This window comes from Vibrio azureus (assembly GCF_002849855.1).
GTDB classification, from domain to species: Bacteria; Pseudomonadota; Gammaproteobacteria; order Enterobacterales; family Vibrionaceae; genus Vibrio; species Vibrio azureus.
In genome coordinates, this window is the sequence record NZ_CP018616.1 from 1,323,471 (window position 1) to 1,343,915 (window position 20,445).

Genomic DNA, 20,445 nt, shown 5'->3' on the forward strand with positions numbered 1-20,445 from the left:
CGAGTTTAGTTTTAAGTTAGTCAGCTGCATTACTAGCTTGAGGTTACTTGGGTAAAAATACCATAGTTTAAGGAAAGTGCTAATGATAGATGCGTATGATGTAGTTGAACAGCTTAATGAAAAGGGTATAGCTGTCTTGGAAAAGTTTGTTCCAGAAACGATATTATCGCAGATGCAACAATGTTACGAAAAATCATTACGACATCCCCAATTCAACACTTGGCAAGGTTACCAACAAAATGAACGTTGGCGACTATTGATTGAAAACCTCCTAACCTTATCCCCAGCTTTTATGTTTCCAATTAAAAATGATGCATTGATGAAAGTTTGTCGACTTTATATTGGAGAGGCATTTCAAGTTACAGAGGCTCGAGGTTGGAAAACGATTAGAACTGAACGAAATTTTCATGGTTGGCATAATGATGCCTGGTATGACATTACCCAATGTGAATCACCACCTCCTCAGCTCAAGTTGGGGATCTACTTAAGTGATGTTGAAAGTGGAGAGTTTGCTTACGTGGAACAGAGTCATCATCAAAAGCTGCTCCCAGGTCATTGGAACCAAGCGCAAGTTGACAACATGGACTTACCCATTAAGCATGTGACTGGCAAAGCGGGTACCGCTTTTTTGTTTGATACTAGCGGTATCCATCGGCAAAACTACCCTGTACTTGTATCACGAAATGTCGCATTTTTTAATTTTCATGACCCTAGCTTTCCTATTCAAAGCTTGGATAAATCTTATGACCGTTATGCCCCTTTACTGCTCAATGCTGCTTTTCTTGGAAATCTAACAAAAGAACAAGAAAGGATTTTAGGTTTTGGGGATAAGCGATATTTTGAAGATAATTTCATTCCAAACCAGCGGTACCCTGTTTTACATAAAATGGTGCAACTTTCCTTAATATCGCGATTACTCGTGCAGGACTTTGAACAGTTGATGCGCAGAGTTATTGCGAAAATTACCTAGGGTCTTCGGGCTCTAGTGAAGAGTTAAGTTTTTTGCGTCATTACTCGTCAGCATCTGGTAAGGGCGTAAGTCAAACAACGGCATAATCGAGTAGATGTGATCAAACAGATCTGCCTGCACACCCTCGTAATAGCCCCAATTCGTGTTATTAGTAAAGGCATATACTTGTAGTGGAAGCCCCTCAGAAGTTGGCTCTAGTTGTCTGACCATCAAGAGCATATATTGATGAATGTCTTTATTCGCCCTTAGGTAACCATTTATGTAGGCTCTGAACATTCCAAGATTGGTCATTTTACGTATATTACCAAAGTCCGGCTCTCCTTCAATTGATGAGTTATATTCTTCAATATCACGGCTCTTTTCATAGATATACTCGCGTAAGACTCTAATTTTGCGGAATTTTTCGATTTCATTACTAGATAGAAAACGAATTGAGGTGACATCAATATTTACGGAACGCTTAATTCGGCGACCACCAGAATCGGACATGCCTTGCCAGTTAATAAATGCATTTTGGACCAATGCGTAAGCAGGTAACATGCTCACCGTGTTATCAAAATTTCTTACTTTTACCGTTGTTAATGAAATTTCTTCAACAGTACCATTCGCGCCGTAAGAGTCCATTTGAATCCAATCATTCAGACCGATCATTTTGTTTGCCGATAGTTGAATACCAGCCACAAAGCCCAAGATCGTATCTTTAAATACGAGCATGACAAAACCCGTAGCGACACCTAAACCGGACAAAAAGATCAATGGTGACTCATTGACGATAATGGACATCGTTATAACAACACCCACAAAAAAAGTAAAAAGCTTAATAAGTTGGACAAAGCTTTTAACTGGCATTCTTTTGGTGATCCCTTTAACCGATGCGATTTCGTCAACTGCATCAAGTAAAGAAAACATCATCCAGATAAATATCACTAATATTAATATGCTGAGTACTTTGTCGGTAACGAGCGCAACGGAGTCATAGTGTCCAACAGATATGGGGATGAAAACATCAAGGATCATCACTGGGGTCAGTAATGAAAACTTTTCCAAGACATCAAATTTTTCTAGACTCTCTGCCAAGGGTTTATTGGTTTTGCGCAGTACATTATTGACTAAACGTACAATCAAATGATGGACCACTAAATAACTGATCGCAGCAACGGTGATACTAGAGAATATGAATGCAGAAGTGAGCTCAAATCCATAGGGATCACTCTCAATACCAACCTCATTGAGTTTTTGGGAAATAAAAGATCGAATATGATGATCGAGCAAAGTGTCTCCTTATCGATTAGTCATTAAAGTAACTCAAAAATGAGTGATAAAACACGAACTCATAAGTGAGAAGAGCGTTAAAACTAGCCTTTGATATAAGTGATAAATGTCCCATGTTTCAACTATGTATGAGGCTAATCGAATTATATATAGCAAGGATGTTTAAAAATCGTCTTGAAGTGCTAATATGATACAGGTTTCGTATTTGTGTGCAAGATAGCATCACAGATTTTAAAGTCTTAACGTACGTTCGAAAATAGATGCATTCTATGTGCATAATTTACTCTATGAGGTAATTAATGGAAAATTCACTTCACTTTCAAGTTCCTGCTTTCTTGTCGAGAAGTTGGAAATACTTCGTTGTTGTGGGATTGATCATCGCTCTGATGGGAATAGGGGCGGTCGCTTTACCCATGCTGGCTGGTATGACGGTTTCAACCATTGTTGGTGTTGCACTTTTAATCAGCGGTAGCGTTCAAATTTATCATGCATTTGCGATCAAAGGTTGGAAAACGAAGGTATGGTATGTCTGTAGTGCCTTGTTATATATTGTCGGTGGTTTATTCATACTACTGCAACCACTAGAAGGCTTGATAACAATTACTATGCTCATGATTATTATCATGATTTTAAATGGCTTTACTCGCTTATTCTTTGGTTTGAGTAATCGAAACCTACCTAGCAGCAACGTCATTGTATTGAGCGGTATTGTATCTGTTCTTATCGGGAGCTATTTTTTAATGTTGCTTAATGATCCACTATTTTCATTGACATTATTAGGTATTTTTATTGGAGTATCATTACTGATAGAGGGAGTGAGTTTTATATTTATAGGGTTCAAAATGAGAAAAAGTACCCAGAATGACTAGGAAGTATTTACCTTCTGAAGCTAAATGTTAGCTAAGTCCTAGTTGCATCGTTTATTGAGTATTTCTTTTGCGTTATCGACTTTTAATATAGGCGATGACGCATCAAAACCTTTGCCGTGGGGAAATGCCCAGAAATTTGATGTAAAATCAGTACTAAGGCCAGCAGTTCATAGTTTTTTCATTTAAGAATAAGCGCTTACATCTCGTCTTCCTTTCAACTATTCGCATTCTGTTAGAATATAATTTTACTCGACATTACTCCATACATGTCTTTGAGGCTGGTTTTAAAGAATCCTACAGAAACTAAAGGCAATCTTTTTGAAGCTTCAGTAAATGCGTTCTACAATTGAACGAATAGTCCAAAATATTTAGGTGAACTATGCGCACTATAGTATTTTATATAATATTTATTTTCTCGATTTCATGCCAAGCAAATCCAGAGCCTGAACTCAATGTGATTGATAAATCAGGAAATGTCTATACTTACTCAATAGAAGAACTGCAATCATTACCACAAAAAGAAGTAATAACAGTTTTACCTTGGTTTGAAGGAGATAATACATTTAGTGGTTTTCTGCTGACAGACTTACTAAAAAAAAATAAGATTACTATGCCTGAGATGGTGACAATCTTAGCTTTGAACGACTATAAAGTAACTATTAGTAAAAGTGACATTATAAAATATGAACCTATTATAGCTTTGAAAATGTCGGGTGAATATATGAATGTAAAAAATAAAGGACCGTTTTGGCTCATATTTTCTTTATCTGATTTTAAAGAAATTGATACATTAGAATATCATGCAAAAATGATATGGCAAATTAAGGAAATATATTTAAATTAGGGCTTAATATGTCTGTGTATACGAGGGTTAATCTTTTTAAAACACTGGTTCTGATTATTACGGCACTGGTTTTATCTATTAATATATATAGTGTAAAAAGTATAAAATCTGTAAGCGAAGGTTTCTCGAATAGACAGAATGAAGCCACATGGTATGTGTTTCAATTAGTAAAAGAATACGCTAATTTTATCATGGTTAGTCAATCCCAACCTATAAATGTCGCCCAGATAAAATTGAAATATGATATTACTTGGAGTAGGTTTGAGATACTCATAAATAGCAAAATATCCTCAGAGTTCGTAAAGGCAGCCAACTTTAAAGAGTACTTCATTGATGAGTTTAGAAAGTTTAAAGACCTTGAGTTATCAATAGAATTGTTAGAAGAAGGTAAGCTAACACAGAAAGATTTCCTGAAAAGAATTCGTATTAATTATGATTTTATTATTCAATTTATTAATAATAACTTTAGATTACAAAGCCCAGCCATAGAAAGTAACACCCAAAAGCTAGATAGTGTTATAACTATTCATCGATGGAGTGGAATGTTGTTAATTTTATCTATTTTTGTAACGGGTGGAGTCTTTTATTCCGATCATCGAAGATACACTCGTCTAAAATATATTGATCAGTTAACGGGTTTTAACAATAGGATCGCATTAATGAAATTTATTAAAGAATTTCCTGATGATGAACAGAAATTTAAAATAATCACTGTCCGTATCCGAAATCTCAATGAGGTGAATTTTCAATATGGTTCTGAATATGGAGACTTGATTATTCAATCTGCAGCAAGTGCTCTTAAGGAAATGACTTCATCAAAAGGCTCATCTTTTCGTAGTAGTGGCGCTGAGTTTATTTTTATTTTCTCTAATGAGAGTAATGTGGCTGTCTGTTTGAAAGAAAAGTTTAAAGAAACCTTGTCTGAATATATAACGGTAGGGCGCATAGAACTGCTTTTGGATGTAGTGATTAAATATAAAGAAGGAGTAGAAATAAGTCAAATTTTAGAAAATATAGATAGGGCTTAAACTTAATATATATTTCATAAATTATATCTTTAGCCTGGCTTGTGTTGGAGAACTACGACAGTCTGTTTAGGCAGAGAAGATAAATAAGTATCAGCATCGTGAATTTTTAGTAACTTAATAAATTTTCTAAATGAAATAGGCTTACTTAAATAATAACCTTGAAGGTAATCACAACCTATTTGATTTAGGAAGTAATATTGTTCAGCAAGTTCTACTCCCTCAGCGACGACGCTTGCATTACAAGATTGACCTAATCTTACCATCTGTTCGACCATTTTTTTACCGGAAGAATCTAAAGGGATTTTATCAATAAAGCTCTTATCAATTTTTATTTCATCAACTGGATAATGTAGAAGCTGATTAAAGGCTGTGTAACCAGTACCAAAATCATCTAAGGATACTTTTACACCTAGAGATCGTATTCCCTCGATTGTTTCGATTGTTAATGAACTGCTTTTTACATAACTGGTCTCTGTTATTTCAATCACTAGAGAGTTTGCTTGAATACCACTCGTTTCAATTACGTCTTTTAAATCCGAAACGAAATTTCTATTATAGAGCTCCATCGCAGAAACATTGATTGATAATGTTCCTTTATATTCATGTTTAAAAAGAAGTGCTTTCAAGCATTGAATAGCTTTTTTTATTACCCACATGTCAATACTTGAGATAAGATTACTTTTTTCTGCTATTGGAATAAACTCATCAGGGCCAGAACCGATATTGTTCAACACAGGGCAACGGATGAGTACTTCAGCTCCATCAATTGCCATAGTTTTGACATTAAAAATTGGCATAAAGTATAAATTAAAAAGATCCTTATTACAGCATTTAGTTAGGATGCTTTCAATTAAATCCTCCCTTTCTAATATAGGTAATAAATCTTTAGCATGAACAATATTGTCACCTATGGTATTACGCTTTGTGTATCGCAGCATCTGTTCGATACTACGAGGCCATGAGGAAATAAAATTAGTTGCGTTCATTGGAAGAATACAAGTCACTAATGATAGTTTAAAGCTGAAATCTTTAATATATATTGTGCTTGATAGAATCTTATTGATCTTATCGATTTCTATGTTTATAGTATTTTCTTCAGATACTTCTATAACAGCAATAAACTGGTTTCCTCCGTAGCGTCCTATAGAATAATCACTGCAACTGAAACCACATTGATAATGATGATTAATTAGAGTGTCATAGAATAGCTTTGAAAAAGTATATAATACCTCGTCGCCAAATTTTGAACCGTACAAGTCATTTACTTTCTTAAAATCAATAATATCCCAGCAAACTAAGTAGCAATTTATATTGTTAGCACTCGATAATCTGATTTTTAAATGTCGAAAAAACGTATGTCTGTTAGTTAATTTAGTTATTTGGTCAAACTCGGCTTCAAATTTTAGTTCTATAAGTGAGTCAATGTAAGAATTCTTTATTTTATCTATTTCACTCTTTCCGCTCGAACGTTTGAGATAACGTGACTGTAATGAACCATTAAATATATCAAACAAAAGCTTCTTCAGCGGAGCTGAAATCTGTTTTATTATTGCTATGTGATAAATAATTAAACATCCTAAAATGGTCACTATTGTTATATAAAATATATATTTAGCAATTACTTTATTATTTTCGCTAGTTTTTGATTCGTGTATATTAACCTTAGCGCTAAAATGTTTGCTAAGCATATCTACGTTAATAGAATCAGATTCATACTTAATGGATTGAATAACAAATTCTGTATTTTCAGGTAGTTGATTTGATTCAGTCGGGTTAAACGACAATGACAACCCAGGGCTATTATTTAATCTCCTTACTAGGTCAGACATTTGTTTCAATGGAGACTCAGCAATCAGCAAGTATCGATATGGGCTGGTTTTTGACCTTTTATCTCTTGGTAATAAGAAGGGATCAATTGCCATGATATATACGTATTGTATATCACCAACTGAAGTAATATATGATAACCCTTTTTCACTAAATGGGTCTTGATTTAGTATTTTGGTATGAATATCAAACACTGATTGAAATACTTTATCTGGTAAGTTTAGATCTTCGAATGGTGTTTGACGAAAAGTGGAGAAAATTAGATTAAATTGAGGGTCCACTAAGTAAAAGTGCCTTTCTCCATATTGATTGATATTGTTTCGCTCAAGGTTGGTTAAAATACGCCTTTCGAGTGAGGCAAGATTTGTAAATTCTTTAGGATTTTGGATATAACGTAGAAAACTAGAAGATGCTGCAATATCTTTTACTGAAAGAAGTAAGCCAAGTTGTTCATATTCTGCAGCAATAAGAGCTGAATTGACTTCTGCTTTTATTGTATTCAGGTAGGTACGATTCGAGTACTCCTTTGCAGCGTTATAGCCCAAGATACCTATTGTACTCAAGAAAACAATTAGGCAAGGCAGCAAGGTGAGGTGAAGCTTTTGTAATATAGACACTTAATTTCTCAAATCTTCAACAATACGCGATCTAATTTGTAAACTTTTCATATCTAAAGGCTTATATAAATAGCTTCGATCTAATACATCTTGAGGAGGAAATAATTCTTCGTCTAAACGGTATTCGTCAGAGGCAAGCTCTTTGGCTTTACTACTCGGTGTGGCAAACCATGAATCCATAGCATTTTGTGCCGCGACATCGGCTTTAGATAAGAAACGAAGTGTATTAGCGACATCATTAGATATGGGGCCATGATTTATTGCTGCCAAACATTCAAGCCATATTGTGGTTCCTTCTATAGGAACGCTATATGCCCAGCTATTTTTTTGCTCAATTTCATTTAATACATAGCTGTCACCAGAGTAACCAAACGCAATGTCAATCGAAGCCAGTTTTATAGGTGATTTAACGTAATCAAGTATGTACTCCTGACTTCCTAACAAGGGTTTTTGTTGAACAAGTGTTTCGTAAGCTTTTTTTATTTGATTTAGATCACTTGTGAATGGAGTGAAGCCATTGACAAGGAGAGCGGTGCTGATCAAATCAATAGGCTCATAATACATACTGATTTTACTCTTTAGAGAAACTGAAGGATTGAGTAAGGACGCCCAAGATTCAGGCTGAGGGATTTTGTCTCGTCTATAAAGTATTCCAGTTGTGCCCCATGCATAAGGTAATCCGTAATCCCCACATGCATCAAACCATCTTTTGTCATAAAGGTCAGAAAGTTTTGACCTTAGAGCACTGAGGTTGTTGAAAATACCCTGTTTTCCTAAAGTTTGAAGTTTAACACTTTCAATGACAGCAAGCTGAAAAGAACGTCGACGTTCACTTATGAGCACTTCATCTCGGATTGATTCGTCAGAAAAGTACTGTTGTTTTAATGTAATTCCTTCTTCATTTTTCAGTCGTTCAATGACTTTTGTCGAAAGAAATTCATCCCAATTGTATAGGTAAACCTCAGAAGCCAAGGTGGTTGTACTTTGGGCAAGTTGAAATGCAGTATAAAAAAATAAAAAGCGCCAAGGTTGCATAGCATAACTGCCTCTTTACAATAGTCACCACTTATATCTTAGACTACTTGAAAGGAACCTAGAAAAAATTTGATCAGATGGTACACATTCAAGAATGTATACCCAAGTAATGTTAAGATTCAGTCTTAACCCCTTAGTGGATATAATGGCTGTTCATCCATACAGAAAGCCTTTAGTTTGACTTATGCATACTGCAAAATTGATCATCATACGTGGGCTACCTGGTTCAGGAAAGTCAACTCTAGCCAGAAAACTGTGCAAAACATACCGTGCAAGACATGTTGAAGCTGATATGTATTTTGAAAATGAAGATGGTAAGTACTGCTTTGTGAAAAAACGTCTACCTCAAGCCCATCAATGGTGCTTTGAACAAGTTTGCCATTGGTTAGATAAAGGAGAGGTTGTGATTGTCAGTAACACTTTTGTCCAATATTGGGAGATGGCGCCCTATATTAATTACTGCAAAGAAAAAGGACTGAATGTTGATATCAGGGTTTGTAGTGGTAAGTATCAAAGCATACATAATGTGCCGAAAGCAACATTAGAAACCATGCGGAATAACTGGCAAGAGTAATCTAGCCAGTCGCTTCATCTGCTTGACGTTATGGGGGGTGAATAATTCTAACTGCAATAGCAAGCGCAATTAGTAAAATCAAAGCCTAACAATTCAACTGAGATTAATTTATTGACCACGACCATCAATCATTACAATTAACGTTTTACGAATAATTGAAAAATCCATTGAAACCCAAGAACAAAATGATCTTAAGCTCAAAGCATAGCTATGATCAAAACTGACTTTACGTCTTACATCCTCGATGCTGGAATCATACCCTTGATTTACCTGAGCAAGCCCAGTGATACCAGGAAGTACTCCATAAGTGCGCTCAACAAAAAATGGGATTTCATCTTCTAGCTTTTGGTAAAAAGCAGGCCGCTCTGGACGAGGTCCGATAAGGGACATTTCCCCTTTTATCACATTGATAAGTTGGGGCAGCTCATCCAAGCGAGTTTTTCTTAAAAAGCGACCAACAGGAGTGATCCTAGGATCATTTTGTGATGCCCATACTGCTCCAGAATGTTGCTCTGCATCAACGTACATCGTTCTAAATTTCATTATGTAAAACAAGGTCATCTTTTTTGGGGTACATCGACCAACTCTTAACTGCTTATAAATCACGGGACCACGTGAATCACAAGCTATGGCAATCGCTATGAGAAAGAAAAGTGGAATAGTTACACACATCAAAATAACTGAAAAAGTGATATCAAAAAGACGCTTAGCAATGTAAATTTTCGAACAATAATGAGAGGAGTTCATGCAAATATCCTTTTAATTGATTCGTTTCCAGTGGCCATTTTCAAAGCCAAATAAATAACGTAGGCCACCAGCGAGGTTAGCAATGTGGCCCAATACAAAATAGTGAATTAATTTGAATGGTTTAAACAACATGAAACTTGGAATAATTGAGGTGATAAGTGCTATTAAAAAGATGGAGACTTGGATAAAAGCCAGTGTTTGAAATACTGGATAATGGCTTAGTAGAAGAGTACTTGCTAAACATAGAATGGTAAAATAGGGAATAGTCAACCTAAGGACCTTACCAGAGAGAAATGTGAATGCGGTGCCTTTATATCGAGGTAACAAAAGCTTTTTCAATTTAATAAACTGTTGCATATTGCCAGCCGATATTCTCAGACGCCTTCTAAAGTCAGTAGTATCTGAACTTTGTTCAAGTTCAATGGCTAGCATTTTGGGTTCATAAATTGACAAGTAACCATTAAGGACAATACGCATGGGTAAAATAAAATCGTCATTAATAGTATCTGGTTCTAAGGGGGTAAAAAGTTTGGTTTTAAAAGCGTAAAAAGCACCGTGAGAGCCTATAGTAGAGCCAATAAGAGACTCGTTGTATTTTAATTGAGACTGGTATTGCCAATAAGTCGCTTCGCCTTGATTCTGAGTGTTCATGATTTGATAGGTCGCGTTAACAACTCCGACATTTTCTTGTTGAAAATGAGAGGCAGCAAGAAGTAAGGAATCACAAGAAACAAGAGCTGAAGTGTCGGTTAAAACAGTAATGTCAGCAATTACATCTTTCATTTCACCGTTTATCATTGCAACCTTTCCTCGGTTCACCTCATGATCATGGATTATGAATAAGGTATCAGAGCATATTGCTTCTTGAATGGTATCTCGAGCGATATCGGCGGTGTTATCAGTACAACCATCAAGTGCTAAGATGATGGTCAATTTATCTTTTGGGTAGTCTAAGCTCCCGAGATTTCTTATTTTCTCAGCAATCCACTGTTCTTCATTAAAAGCGGGAACAATAATAGTGATAGTTGGGAGGCTAAGATCATTTTTTGATGATTTGTAATTCCGTTCTTCAATTGTTAGTGAATCATGGCGCTTTTTTTGATTAAAAGTTATCATTCTCAGGATGAGTGGGTAAGCGAAATGATGATAAACAATTATAGATACAGACAGAATAAATCCTATTAACCAAATGTAATCACTCATAAGGTGCCTCCTGCGTAAGAGATGCGTAATGAAGCAACATATTGCGAATGTCAAAGTGATCTAAAATATAACTTCTTGGAGAGTAAGGCTTACGATTAAGTGCGAAAGTCAAAGCGTTAACTAAAAGCCTTATTTGATTAGGCGCGACAAGTGAACCACTGACAGGACAAAGTGTTTCTTTAACTGCTCCTACGTCACTAGCAACACAGGGGATACCACACGCCTGTGCCTCGAGAGTTGAAAGTGGAAATCCCTCTTGTAATGATGGCAAACAGAAAAGATCCAAACTCTGGTAAAACTGCGGCATATCTTTGACGAGCCCAAGAAAAGAAATGCGGTTATCCAGTCCTAGGGTTGAAGTTAATTTCAATAGCTTAGATCGCTGATTACCGTCACCTGCAATGGCAAGATGTACTTTTTCTGGTAAGTGAGCAAGAGCTTTGATCAATAATTCATGCCCTTTTACGACTTCTAATCTGCCTGCAGTACCAATGATGAATTTATCTTGGGGGAGAGCGAAATTTTTTCTTGATATCACCTTATTGCCGAGGACAAATTTTTCGCAATCGATACCATTATGTATTGTACTCACTCGATGGTAGCCTAATTTATGGATTACCTGGCTAGCAACAAAATCCGCGTCAGCGACAACTTTAGGCTGAAGAAGTTTAAGAAGAAAAGATTGTAAACGAGCTGCTTTGGGACGGTTAAGGTGCCATGCATCATGCTCTGTATGAATGAGGAACTTAGAACCTATCAGCCTAGCTGCAATTCCTCCGTAAAGTAGGGGACCAATGTGATGTGTGTGTATGACATCAGGATTAAGGCTTCTGAGACGACGATATAACTTGGCTAATGTTTTGAATGAAATGCCAGACTGCTTATCAAGGAAAGTAATGCGATCATTAAAATGTTCAAGTTTGTGCCACTGCTTTAACGCGAACGATTTTGTTCCTTCAAGACTTATTATGTGTACAGAATCGTTTTCATTAGCAAACCGTAACATTTCCAGAACTAAGGTTTCTAAACCTCCTGGTGAAAGGTGTTGGACAATGTGGACAATCGCTTTACCTTGCTTTGTCGAACTGGAGGCATTTGAACCTATCATTTACTATCGATCCTAATATATTAACACTCAATCTTTACAAGCATGCAATGTGCCAACTTGTGTTGTCCATATAATCAATATCTTACTTTATCTATGTTGTCATAGTTGTAATTTAAAAATTTCGTTTATTAAATTGACACTCATATCAGAAAGAAAGTTATTATATAAAAACGTGTAATTATTAATGACCTAGATAAAAATTTTTGAAGTGTGAAAAGTTAATATCGATGAAATAACGCGAATCATTTAGCGCTCTTAGTCAATAATATACCCAAGTGACCTCGTTCTGAATCAAGCATCTTGAGGTCATTTGGGTATAAGTAAATACGAAAATCAACAGTAGCTTTGCATAGGGAGTAGACTAGTCTTCGAAGGCTATCTTGGGGATAGTTGTTAGTACTTTAGCTCCTAGATGTTTTTCGATAGCTAGTCGCGAATATATCGCACCATCAGAAATTTCTAGAATGAGTGCTAGGCCAGCACCAAGCATCAGGCCACCAATGGCACCAAGCAATATAAAATAGAAACCAGATAGATTAGAGGGGATGGTCGGATTAAAAGGTTCATCAATGACTTTAACTCGTTTATTTTCCTCAAAAACCCCCAAGGAGCCAGTAAGTTGAGCCATCTCGTAACGTTCGACCAAGTCATCATATAACTCTCTTTTTACCGCAACGTCTCTTGATAAGCGATTAATTTCAGTCGCGGTACTACCGAATCTATTGGCGCTGACCTCCAGTTCTTCAACCATTTTACGTAGACTATCCGTTTCTTCTGTGAGTAACTCATGCTGGCTTCTTATCAACTGTAACTGATGTAGTTGAGATACGAGTAAGGGTTGAGAACCCCCTTGGCTATCTGTTGTTGAAGTACTGGCAATATCCCACAGTTGATTACTATTCATTTCTGGTTGTTTGGTATTTAATAAGACCGACCTTTCCTCCTCTAACCTATTGAGTTCTCTTACTTTCCCTTGAACTAGGCTATGTGCTTCTGTGTATTTAGACCTCAGTAATGTTAGCTCACTTCGGATTTCAATGATTTTTTCTTCGAGCTTTCCTATAACGGGGTTCGTTTGAGACAACTGCTGATCAAGGCTGCCCAAACTTCTTGTAACGCCAGCTAGTAACGCTTCTTTTTCGGATAACGTCTGCTTAAGGCTTGCCAACCTGCCAAGGCTTTGAGCTTGCATTTCTGGTGTTGCATGAGAATAAATATTTTGATATTCAGCAAAAGCCAGTTCAGCTTTGTCAAGCTCTTGTCGGCGTTTATCGATATGCAAGGTAAGAAACTTACTGGAATCTTCTATTGAGGAGCGTTCAGGGGCAAGCAACTGCTCGACAAAATGACTACTTACAGAGCTAAGTATCTCAGCCATACCACTAGGAGTGGGACTGGATAGATTGATTTGAATAAAATCTTTACCAATTTGTTCCACTTCTAATCGGCTAGCAAGATCATTAATAATGAACTCTTGTTCTTTTTCGGCCATAGACTCATTAATTAATTTTTGCTCTTTGGCTACGGAGTAAAGTACATGTCGGCTTTTGAGTAAGGTGCTTAGTGCGCTAATTCGATCTTTTAAACCTGTTGAAACGGCGATATCCTCCAAGAATGGATTCATTTTGGCAGTTTCTTGTATCAACATGCTGGTATGAGAGACGTACTTAGTCGGCATAATCATGCTGAGGACAAAGCCTAAAAGGGGTAATACCAATACTGGTGTGATGATGAAGACGCGCCTGCGCCAGGCACCATGGATTATAGTGATTAAATTTTCCCTAAAATTGTTCATAATGCCCTCACTAACTTATCTACTTTTTCTGCTACCGATTGCCAGCTAGAAGCTTTAAGTTCATCTTTTAATGTTTTAGGTGGCGGAAGTGGGTGGTTAAGGCTGTGACAAACGGCATCTGCGTCCTCTGCAATGTTTATTATATCAATATAAGGAGCTAAAGCAGGAAAGGGGGTGCTAATAATGGGTCTTCCAGCACAAAGGTATTCAAGAAGTTTCAGCGGATTACAAGCATTAATTTGAGCATTATTGATAAATGGAAGCCAGCTTGCATCCCAATGTTGAGAGTAACTGGGTAAAGAGTGATGAGGTCGTGGTCCTAAATAAAATACATTATTCATTTTTGGTAAATGGTTACGACGACACTCATTTTTTCCAATAAAGATCAAATCCCAATCTTTTGCTTTTCTTGCGACCTGTTCTATCAACTCATAATCTAACCAGTTGGATAGACTGCCATAAAACCCCAACACTTTCCGTCCAGTTGTTGGGAAGTCTGTTGCCCGAATCGCAGGCTTGGTGAATAAATCATAATCCACACCATGATGCAGGGTAATTGTTTTATCTTCGGGAAACGTCAGTGAGAGTTTGTCGCTAGCAGAAAAAATAATATCAGCGGATTCGACTAGTTTTTGTTCATGTTTTAGAACGACTTCATGGTCAACCCCGGCAAGAGATCCGAAGTCATCACCACAATAATAAATAGTTGCACGAGCATTCATAGCGAGACAGATATCGGCAGCAGTTGGTAAAGACGTCCAATAAATTGGATTGACAAAATTTAAGGATTGTAGGGCTCGTACTAATTGGTTTTGCATCATTTTTGTAGCAAGTGTTCTTGCCAACGCTGAATGTGGTGCAGGAATGGTGATTAAGTCGATAACCTTTATATTTGCATTGGAATTATTGATGTTTTCAAAAGGGTGGGATAGGTTGTTGTTATGAATATTGCTTTGAGAAGAACAATGAGTTATTGGTAAAGTGAGCTTTGATTTTTTTGTAGCGAAGAACTTTGTCAGTTTGTAAAACAAACGCTTTGTATCCTTAACACATAATTTGGGCTGTCTTAAGCCAATTGAGTTCACCCAAAGAATGCGGTGATTAGATGCAAGTTGTTTGACGATGTGCTGTGTGGAAGAAGGCAGACCACCAAAGTCTTCACCAAATACTACGATGTCTGTCATGCTTAGCTCCGTGCTTTTTGATTCCTAAATATCCCTACCTAGTAAGAGTTATCACATTGTGTGCCAATTAGTGCATTATTTAAAAACAATAGCTTATAATATTTCTCAAAATGAAAATCGGTTTATTTTTCAGTTTGACAGTCAGATTGAATGATTCTGTGCAGTGCTATGATTAAGGCGGCAAGGATATAGATAGGCCAAGTGAAGCTTTGAGAAAGGAATGTTCCGGACACAATGGTACCAATTAAGCCACCAAATGAAGCATCAACCCCAACCTTAAGGGAGTGATGTGTTTTGTCATTAATCAGAGAGAGTGTTTCAAGGCAAGTTCGTACGAGTGATACGATAAAGCCAATAAAGATACACAAACCTACAAAGCCAGTTTCTGCTAAAACACCAAACCATGTACTGTGAACTGCATGATTGATCCCATCCCAATGCGGTGTATAAAAATAGTAGTTGTAATAATAATTCTCTAAGCCAACGCCTGTTAAAGGATTATCTAGTGCCATCTTTGTGGCGGCTTCCCAAGCATAAATTCTGCCCATTGCAGATGCGTCAATTCCGATTTCAGCTGCACCTCCAGATGAGCGTTCAGAGATCCCAGCAAGCGCATATAGAACAAGAGCAGCAATAACGCCCAAACTGATGATGAGTGTTTTACTTTTTATATATTTAAAAGCAAAGTAAGCAAAAACGGCTAATGTCCCTAATAAGCCCCCGCGGCTTTTAGTTTCAATAATAGCGACACATAATACGAGGCAAGTAATCAGAGAAAAACCTCTCAATAATAGAGATGACTGCTTTTCAAGGATTTGGCTTAATGTAAAAGCGAGTGGGAACATTAACACTAAAGCTAAGTCATTTGGGTCCCCTAAAACTGAGCCAAAAGAGCGACCAATAGAGACACGAGTTCCTTCCACAAGATCAATATGATTAATGGTATTATATATAGCAACGCAGCCGACCAGAAAACCTGCAAGAATGATTGCTTTGAACATCTGGTTAATTTGCTGAGGTTCAGTAATAACCCAAGTGATTGCTAAAGTCATAATTATGATCTTCCAATAAGTGCCATTAAATTCCTCTAAAGCAATGGGGCGTGAGCTTGCAAAGATGACGCTAACAATAACAATCAACCAGAAACATAGTAACCATGTTAATGATTTGTGCCAGAACATATGGATATTACGGCTGATCAATAGATGAAAAGATAGGGCCCCTAGTGCCCCTATGGACAGCATTAATGGGATTTTAAAGTTATATATAGCCGGAAAGGCTTCATGTATTCTGAAAAAGGAAAAAATAACAAAGAGAATGATAAGCCAAAAGGTGTACTTAAGTGCAAAAATGATAGCGAGTGGAGCGATGCAGATAGCTAAGATCAATAATGGATCTGGTAACATATACCAAGATATACCAATGATTAAAGCAAAAATAAGCGTAGCAATGTATCTTTTGTGTTTGAAAATACATTCATTCATTAGACACTCTTTTTGTTTTTCTGTAATGAATTTAAGAGATTCTGAAAGACATTAAATTCAGTGTATTTGGTCGATATTAAAAGAAAAATAACTGATGAGACAAGGCAAAGGATGACAGCTGAAGCAAGTGATTGCAGATAGTGAATTAGAAATAGTGACGCACCTGAAATGATTTGAAGAATGACCATCAAAGTAATATCAAAAGGTAGACGGTGGCAAGTTTGTGTACACCAATAAGTAAGAGAGAGTCTACAAAATTGAGCGAAGTAAAGCGAAATAAATATGCTAAATATTCCTAGAGAAGAAAGAGAGAAAAGCAAAGAAATCGCCAGAATAGCAGCTATGATGTTTATACCTAGAAGCCATTGAGTTTTTTTCTTGTACATAATACTAATATTAAAAAGCTCTCCCCATTCCTTAAGCATGGCAATGGGCAATAAAAATAATGTGAAAAGTGCGGCTTGATGATAAGAGCTAGGTAATAATAATTTAATAATCAAAATAGCCATGGTTGCGACAACGATGGTTAAGAATGCAATGTAAATTAGCCCAAGATGAGTAATCCTGACAGCTTCAATACCTCTGCCTTTATCTTTTTCTAAAACGGCGAAGCGCCTTGGCATCCACCACATACCAAAAGGTTGAACCAAAATACACATTCCGAGAGCAAACTTGGCGGCGATACCATAAACACCAAGACTTTCCAGTGATGAGTTGGCAACAATGAACCAGCGTTCTGCTCCGTTTAAAAAGAAAGCAACGACCCCAGATAACATTACAGGTGAGGAGTAGCTTAAGTACCTTTTCATAAGTGAAAGATTTGGTAGCCGGAGAGAGTAGTTATTGTAAAAATGAAGCCAAACAAACTGTATTAAAGCGGCAAAAAGTCCCCCGAGTAAAACGGAAATTATATGTGCCCAAATAGCCAGGGCGGTAATGATAAATATTACTTGTAACAGTGTTGTTGTGACCATGATAGTGAGTAAAACTTTGGCTTTATCATCCTGCATTCTTAGCCAAGCCGTCCCAATCCCGATGACACCCTCCAAAGAAACTGCAAACATTAAAATAAGGCATTCTGTCTTCGTAAATGGCGCCGGTATACTGGAAAACCAAATAACAGACGAAAACAAGATGGCGAAAAAAGCGCTAAAGCAAAAAGCGAGAGAGTAAATTTGATTGAGAAGGGTCCGCTTGCGATGATGATCTTTTTGAACCCCTGCAAATCGATACAACGCTTCATGAAGAGCAAAACCGACAAGCAATGAGGTAATCGCTCCGAATGAAGTAAGTAGTTCCAGCTTCCCCATTTGTTCAGGTTCCAAAAATTGAGGAAGCACGGGTAACATGAGCAAACTAATACTTTTGTTGATGACTAATGCAACAGCAAATAATGACATATTAGTCAGAGCACTAGACATGATCATACCCTTTTATTCTATCGGCATTGTTTATGTCGGTTCTGTCAGCCCCATTTTTATTGTTCTGAAGGTAATCTATGATGGGAAAGTAGCAACGGTCGGCTGTATAAAGCTGAGCAGTACTTAAAGCTTCAATACCCATTGTGACCTTTAGCCATGGTGCTTCATTGAGAAGATGGATGGCATTATGGAGAGAAACAGCATCATTCGGTGTATATTTGATGCAATTTTTGCCGTGAGTGAGCACGCGGTCCCAGTAGCTGTCGTCACATGGAACGACGACGCACATTCCTGCTGCTAAGGCTTCTAAAATAGATAAACCAAATGGCTCATTTATGCTTGTAGAAACAAAGATACCACATTGAGACCGTAACTGATCGAGGTTACTTGGCGATTCGTGCCACTCAATTTGTTTGAGCGAGAAGTCAGGCTCTGATAAAGCTTTTACCGTTGGCTTTAAATAACATACTGTCGCTTCTATTCTTGAGTTAGTGTCTAATGTGATTGCTTCAATAAGTAGGTCTAAATTTTTCCATTTAAGAAGACTTGCAGCCCAAAAAACTCGTTTAGAAATAGTGTTTGCTTGCTTAGGCCACTTTTCTGGTGACAAACCATTTGTAAATGTAGAGGTTTCTAGCATAGTCCAATAGCGCTCAACGGCCGTTGAAGATACTTTTAAATAAGCCTGAAGTGCTTTTACCAAAGAATCTTTAGTGCTAGCTAGGTAAAAAATAGCGGATGCTTTAATTAGGCAATATCCTGTCGAGCGAGCGCACGGAACGGGCCCATGTATGATTTGAACTATTGGTTTTCGAGTTAATAAACGTAATAAATAAAGCGGCATGTCATTGCTAGGGCAAGATAAACCAAGTAACCAATCCAACTTCGGCAGTTTCATCACTAGAAAAAATAGTTGAATCATATAGAAGAAATTAATCATCCAATAGGTAAGGCCATGATCCGATATGAGAGGAGCATGCTTTAAACGAATAATATGAATGCGAGAGTTCTCACTAATGATTGACTTCCAGTGTTCGGGGTGAGTTGTAGCGATATAGCTGACGACGTTTTTACTGTCGCATTGTTTCAAAATCTCTGCGTTCGCAATCTTTGAGCCACCTTGCATTCTGATTGCATCGAACATTAATACACGTTTCATAACTAATTCCTTTAGTTAATATGAGTCAGTTGGTTTGAAGCCAACGTGATATTGGCCTCATACAATGAAAAACAGGGGTGCTACTGGTGTCTATTTTTTGCAACATATTGGTGTAGATGTTTTCGATTGTTTTTGCATGTCCCTCAACGGTTAGGTGGTGATTTGCAAAGCGGAATGCATTTTCAGAAAGTGTCTTCCGTAAATTTGAGTCCTGAATGATGAGCTGCATCGCATTTAATAATCCAGCCATACCACTATTCTTATAGAGAACAGCACTATGGTTATGCTCAAATAATTCAGGAATACCTCCAGTATGAGGCGCGACAATAGGCAACTTAGCTAACGCGGCTTCACCCAGAGCGAGTCCAAACGCTTCTTCATATGCACCACTGATAAAAGCATCCGCATTGCCTAGCATCCAATTGTCGACGTTATCTTGAGCCCCAACAAAATGAATGCGATCTTGGATTTTAAGGTTTTTGGCAAGCTGTTTGAGTTTTATATGTTCTTCACCTTCACCAATAATGACTAAATGAGGATTATTCTGATGGTAATTGTGCATGCGCATTGCTTGAATAAGCCGATCAAAGCCTTTTCTTTTAATAAGTGATCCTACTGATAAAAATGTGAAAGACTTACTCGGAATACTGAGTTGTGACTTGATGTCAATTGGTGAAGCATCCAGATTGAGTGAGACACCATTATGAACAATATGCATGTGTTCAGTTGGATAGCCATCTTTTAGTAACTCTTTACTAATATCCTCGCTGACACAAATAAGCTTTGGAGTTAAGTGTAATCCGAGGGAAAACCGATCACGAAGCGTATAATGACAATGTAAATGAGCGAGTAAAGGAGTTCGGCTGATTCGTGCAGCAAGGCACATCCATTGACATGGACCACCACTATTAACATGAATTAAGTCAATCTTATGCTTATTTATAAGTTCTGACCCTTTTTTGAATAAGGTGTTCCAACCTCCAATATTCCAACGAGGAGAGCGCCAACCACCAATGAGATCGAAAGGGGAGTAGTGGGTGTGTATCCTCAGGCTTTGACATCTTGAAAGTAAGGGCTGACAGTTGGACCAAATTATAGGTTCAAATCTTTCTCGGTCGAGATTTGTGAGTAAATTTAAAAGCACAATTTCACTACCTCGAATCCAATTATCTCCATAGTGAACGTAAAGAATACGTTTGGGTGCTGTCATTGCGGTTCCCTCAAATCACCGATATGTGAGAGTTATTGCAACGGAAATGCCAAAATATGCTATTTATTTATCATATTGATATATATTGTTTTTTTTGT

The 20,445-nt window shown here is 37.2% G+C and carries 17 protein-coding genes; 5 read left to right on the forward strand and 12 right to left on the reverse strand.

What is annotated here, in order from left to right; translation table 11 throughout:
• Positions 1-82: 82 nt before the first annotated feature.
• The gene (locus tag BS333_RS06090) at positions 83-970 is read left to right on the forward strand and encodes a phytanoyl-CoA dioxygenase family protein (protein ID WP_021708059.1); all 888 of its coding nucleotides are present in this window, start codon (positions 83-85) and stop codon (positions 968-970) included.
• A gap of 12 nt (positions 971-982) precedes the next feature.
• Here the strand turns inward: BS333_RS06090 and BS333_RS06095 are convergent, their stop codons facing one another.
• Positions 983-2,242, reverse strand: coding sequence for a mechanosensitive ion channel family protein (locus BS333_RS06095; RefSeq protein WP_021708060.1), 1,260 nt, complete (start codon positions 2,240-2,242; stop codon positions 983-985).
• Between the two features lie 299 nt (positions 2,243-2,541).
• On the opposite strand from BS333_RS06095, the gene BS333_RS06100 reads away from it, so the two are divergent.
• From BS333_RS06100 to BS333_RS06110, 3 genes are all read left to right on the forward strand, one after another.
• Positions 2,542-3,111: an HdeD family acid-resistance protein gene (locus BS333_RS06100; RefSeq protein ID WP_021708061.1), complete on the forward strand. Its 570-nt coding sequence runs from the start codon at positions 2,542-2,544 to the stop codon at positions 3,109-3,111.
• A 379-nt stretch (positions 3,112-3,490) separates the two neighbouring features.
• On the forward strand, positions 3,491-3,955 hold the full coding sequence (locus tag BS333_RS06105) for a putative pterin-binding protein (protein ID WP_021708062.1): 465 nt from the start codon (positions 3,491-3,493) through the stop codon (positions 3,953-3,955).
• 8 nt (positions 3,956-3,963) lie between these two features.
• On the forward strand, positions 3,964-4,983 hold the full coding sequence (locus BS333_RS06110; protein WP_021708063.1) for a diguanylate cyclase domain-containing protein: 1,020 nt from the start codon (positions 3,964-3,966) through the stop codon (positions 4,981-4,983).
• A 29-nt stretch (positions 4,984-5,012) separates the two neighbouring features.
• Here the strand turns inward: BS333_RS06110 and BS333_RS06115 are convergent, their stop codons facing one another.
• Complete coding sequence (locus BS333_RS06115) at positions 5,013-7,427, reverse strand: GGDEF domain-containing phosphodiesterase (protein WP_033003157.1); 2,415 nt, start codon at positions 7,425-7,427, stop codon at positions 5,013-5,015.
• Positions 7,428-8,462 carry an extracellular solute-binding protein gene (locus tag BS333_RS06120; protein WP_021708065.1) on the reverse strand — a complete coding sequence of 345 codons (1,035 nt, stop codon included), beginning with the start codon at positions 8,460-8,462 and terminating at the stop codon, positions 7,428-7,430.
• A gap of 184 nt (positions 8,463-8,646) precedes the next feature.
• Here BS333_RS06120 and BS333_RS06125 point away from each other — a divergent pair, with 184 nt between their 5' ends.
• A complete protein-coding gene (locus tag BS333_RS06125; RefSeq protein WP_021708066.1) occupies positions 8,647-9,036 on the forward strand; it encodes an AAA family ATPase in 390 nt (129 codons plus the stop codon).
• 108 nt (positions 9,037-9,144) lie between these two features.
• Here the strand turns inward: BS333_RS06125 and BS333_RS06130 are convergent, their stop codons facing one another.
• The 9 genes from BS333_RS06130 to BS333_RS06170 all read right to left on the reverse strand — a co-directional run bounded on the left by BS333_RS06130 (position 9,145) and on the right by BS333_RS06170 (position 20,347).
• On the reverse strand, positions 9,145-9,783 hold the full coding sequence (locus tag BS333_RS06130; RefSeq protein WP_021708067.1) for a sugar transferase: 639 nt from the start codon (positions 9,781-9,783) through the stop codon (positions 9,145-9,147).
• A gap of 12 nt (positions 9,784-9,795) precedes the next feature.
• The gene (locus BS333_RS06135) at positions 9,796-10,986 is read right to left on the reverse strand and encodes a glycosyltransferase family 2 protein (protein WP_021708068.1); all 1,191 of its coding nucleotides are present in this window, start codon (positions 10,984-10,986) and stop codon (positions 9,796-9,798) included.
• Positions 10,979-12,094, reverse strand: coding sequence for a glycosyltransferase (locus tag BS333_RS06140; protein WP_021708069.1), 1,116 nt, complete (start codon positions 12,092-12,094; stop codon positions 10,979-10,981). Before BS333_RS06140 ends, BS333_RS06135 begins: the two co-directional genes overlap by 8 nt.
• A 361-nt stretch (positions 12,095-12,455) precedes the next feature.
• Entirely contained in the window at positions 12,456-13,889 is a 1,434-nt protein-coding gene (locus BS333_RS06145) for a GumC family protein (protein ID WP_021708070.1), read from the reverse strand.
• On the reverse strand, positions 13,886-15,073 hold the full coding sequence (locus tag BS333_RS06150) for a glycosyltransferase (RefSeq protein ID WP_021708071.1): 1,188 nt from the start codon (positions 15,071-15,073) through the stop codon (positions 13,886-13,888). The genes BS333_RS06145 and BS333_RS06150 overlap by 4 nt, the downstream gene beginning before the upstream one ends.
• Before the next feature lie 122 nt (positions 15,074-15,195).
• Positions 15,196-16,557, reverse strand: a complete 1,362-nt coding sequence (locus BS333_RS06155; RefSeq protein WP_021708072.1) for an O-antigen ligase family protein — start codon at positions 16,555-16,557, stop codon at positions 15,196-15,198.
• Positions 16,557-17,978, reverse strand: coding sequence for a lipopolysaccharide biosynthesis protein (locus BS333_RS06160; RefSeq protein WP_033003165.1), 1,422 nt, complete (start codon positions 17,976-17,978; stop codon positions 16,557-16,559). Before BS333_RS06160 ends, BS333_RS06155 begins: the two co-directional genes overlap by 1 nt.
• Positions 17,971-19,137 carry a glycosyltransferase family 4 protein gene (locus BS333_RS06165; RefSeq protein ID WP_021708074.1) on the reverse strand — a complete coding sequence of 389 codons (1,167 nt, stop codon included), beginning with the start codon at positions 19,135-19,137 and terminating at the stop codon, positions 17,971-17,973. Before BS333_RS06165 ends, BS333_RS06160 begins: the two co-directional genes overlap by 8 nt.
• 25 nt (positions 19,138-19,162) lie before the next feature.
• Positions 19,163-20,347: a glycosyltransferase gene (locus BS333_RS06170; protein ID WP_021708075.1), complete on the reverse strand. Its 1,185-nt coding sequence runs from the start codon at positions 20,345-20,347 to the stop codon at positions 19,163-19,165.
• Between the last annotated feature and the right edge of the window lie 98 nt (positions 20,348-20,445).

Excerpts from the sequence above, each read along its gene's own strand:
- BS333_RS06090 (WP_021708059.1), top strand. The coding sequence starts at position 83 with ATGATAGATGCGTATGATGTAGTTGAACAGCTTAATGAAAAGGGTATA.
- BS333_RS06100 (WP_021708061.1), top strand. The coding sequence starts at position 2,542 with ATGGAAAATTCACTTCACTTTCAAGTTCCTGCTTTCTTGTCGAGAAGT.
- BS333_RS06105 (WP_021708062.1), top strand. The coding sequence starts at position 3,491 with ATGCGCACTATAGTATTTTATATAATATTTATTTTCTCGATTTCATGC.
- BS333_RS06110 (WP_021708063.1), top strand. The coding sequence starts at position 3,964 with ATGTCTGTGTATACGAGGGTTAATCTTTTTAAAACACTGGTTCTGATT.
- BS333_RS06120 (WP_021708065.1), bottom strand. The coding sequence starts at position 8,462 with ATGCAACCTTGGCGCTTTTTATTTTTTTATACTGCATTTCAACTTGCC.
- BS333_RS06125 (WP_021708066.1), top strand. The coding sequence starts at position 8,647 with ATGCATACTGCAAAATTGATCATCATACGTGGGCTACCTGGTTCAGGA.
- BS333_RS06130 (WP_021708067.1), bottom strand. The coding sequence starts at position 9,783 with ATGAACTCCTCTCATTATTGTTCGAAAATTTACATTGCTAAGCGTCTT.
- BS333_RS06135 (WP_021708068.1), bottom strand. The coding sequence starts at position 10,986 with ATGAGTGATTACATTTGGTTAATAGGATTTATTCTGTCTGTATCTATA.
- BS333_RS06140 (WP_021708069.1), bottom strand. The coding sequence starts at position 12,094 with ATGATAGGTTCAAATGCCTCCAGTTCGACAAAGCAAGGTAAAGCGATT.
- BS333_RS06145 (WP_021708070.1), bottom strand. The coding sequence starts at position 13,889 with ATGAACAATTTTAGGGAAAATTTAATCACTATAATCCATGGTGCCTGG.
- BS333_RS06150 (WP_021708071.1), bottom strand. The coding sequence starts at position 15,073 with ATGACAGACATCGTAGTATTTGGTGAAGACTTTGGTGGTCTGCCTTCT.
- BS333_RS06155 (WP_021708072.1), bottom strand. The coding sequence starts at position 16,557 with ATGAATGAATGTATTTTCAAACACAAAAGATACATTGCTACGCTTATT.
- BS333_RS06160 (WP_033003165.1), bottom strand. The coding sequence starts at position 17,978 with ATGTCTAGTGCTCTGACTAATATGTCATTATTTGCTGTTGCATTAGTC.
- BS333_RS06165 (WP_021708074.1), bottom strand. The coding sequence starts at position 19,137 with ATGAAACGTGTATTAATGTTCGATGCAATCAGAATGCAAGGTGGCTCA.
- BS333_RS06170 (WP_021708075.1), bottom strand. The coding sequence starts at position 20,347 with ATGACAGCACCCAAACGTATTCTTTACGTTCACTATGGAGATAATTGG.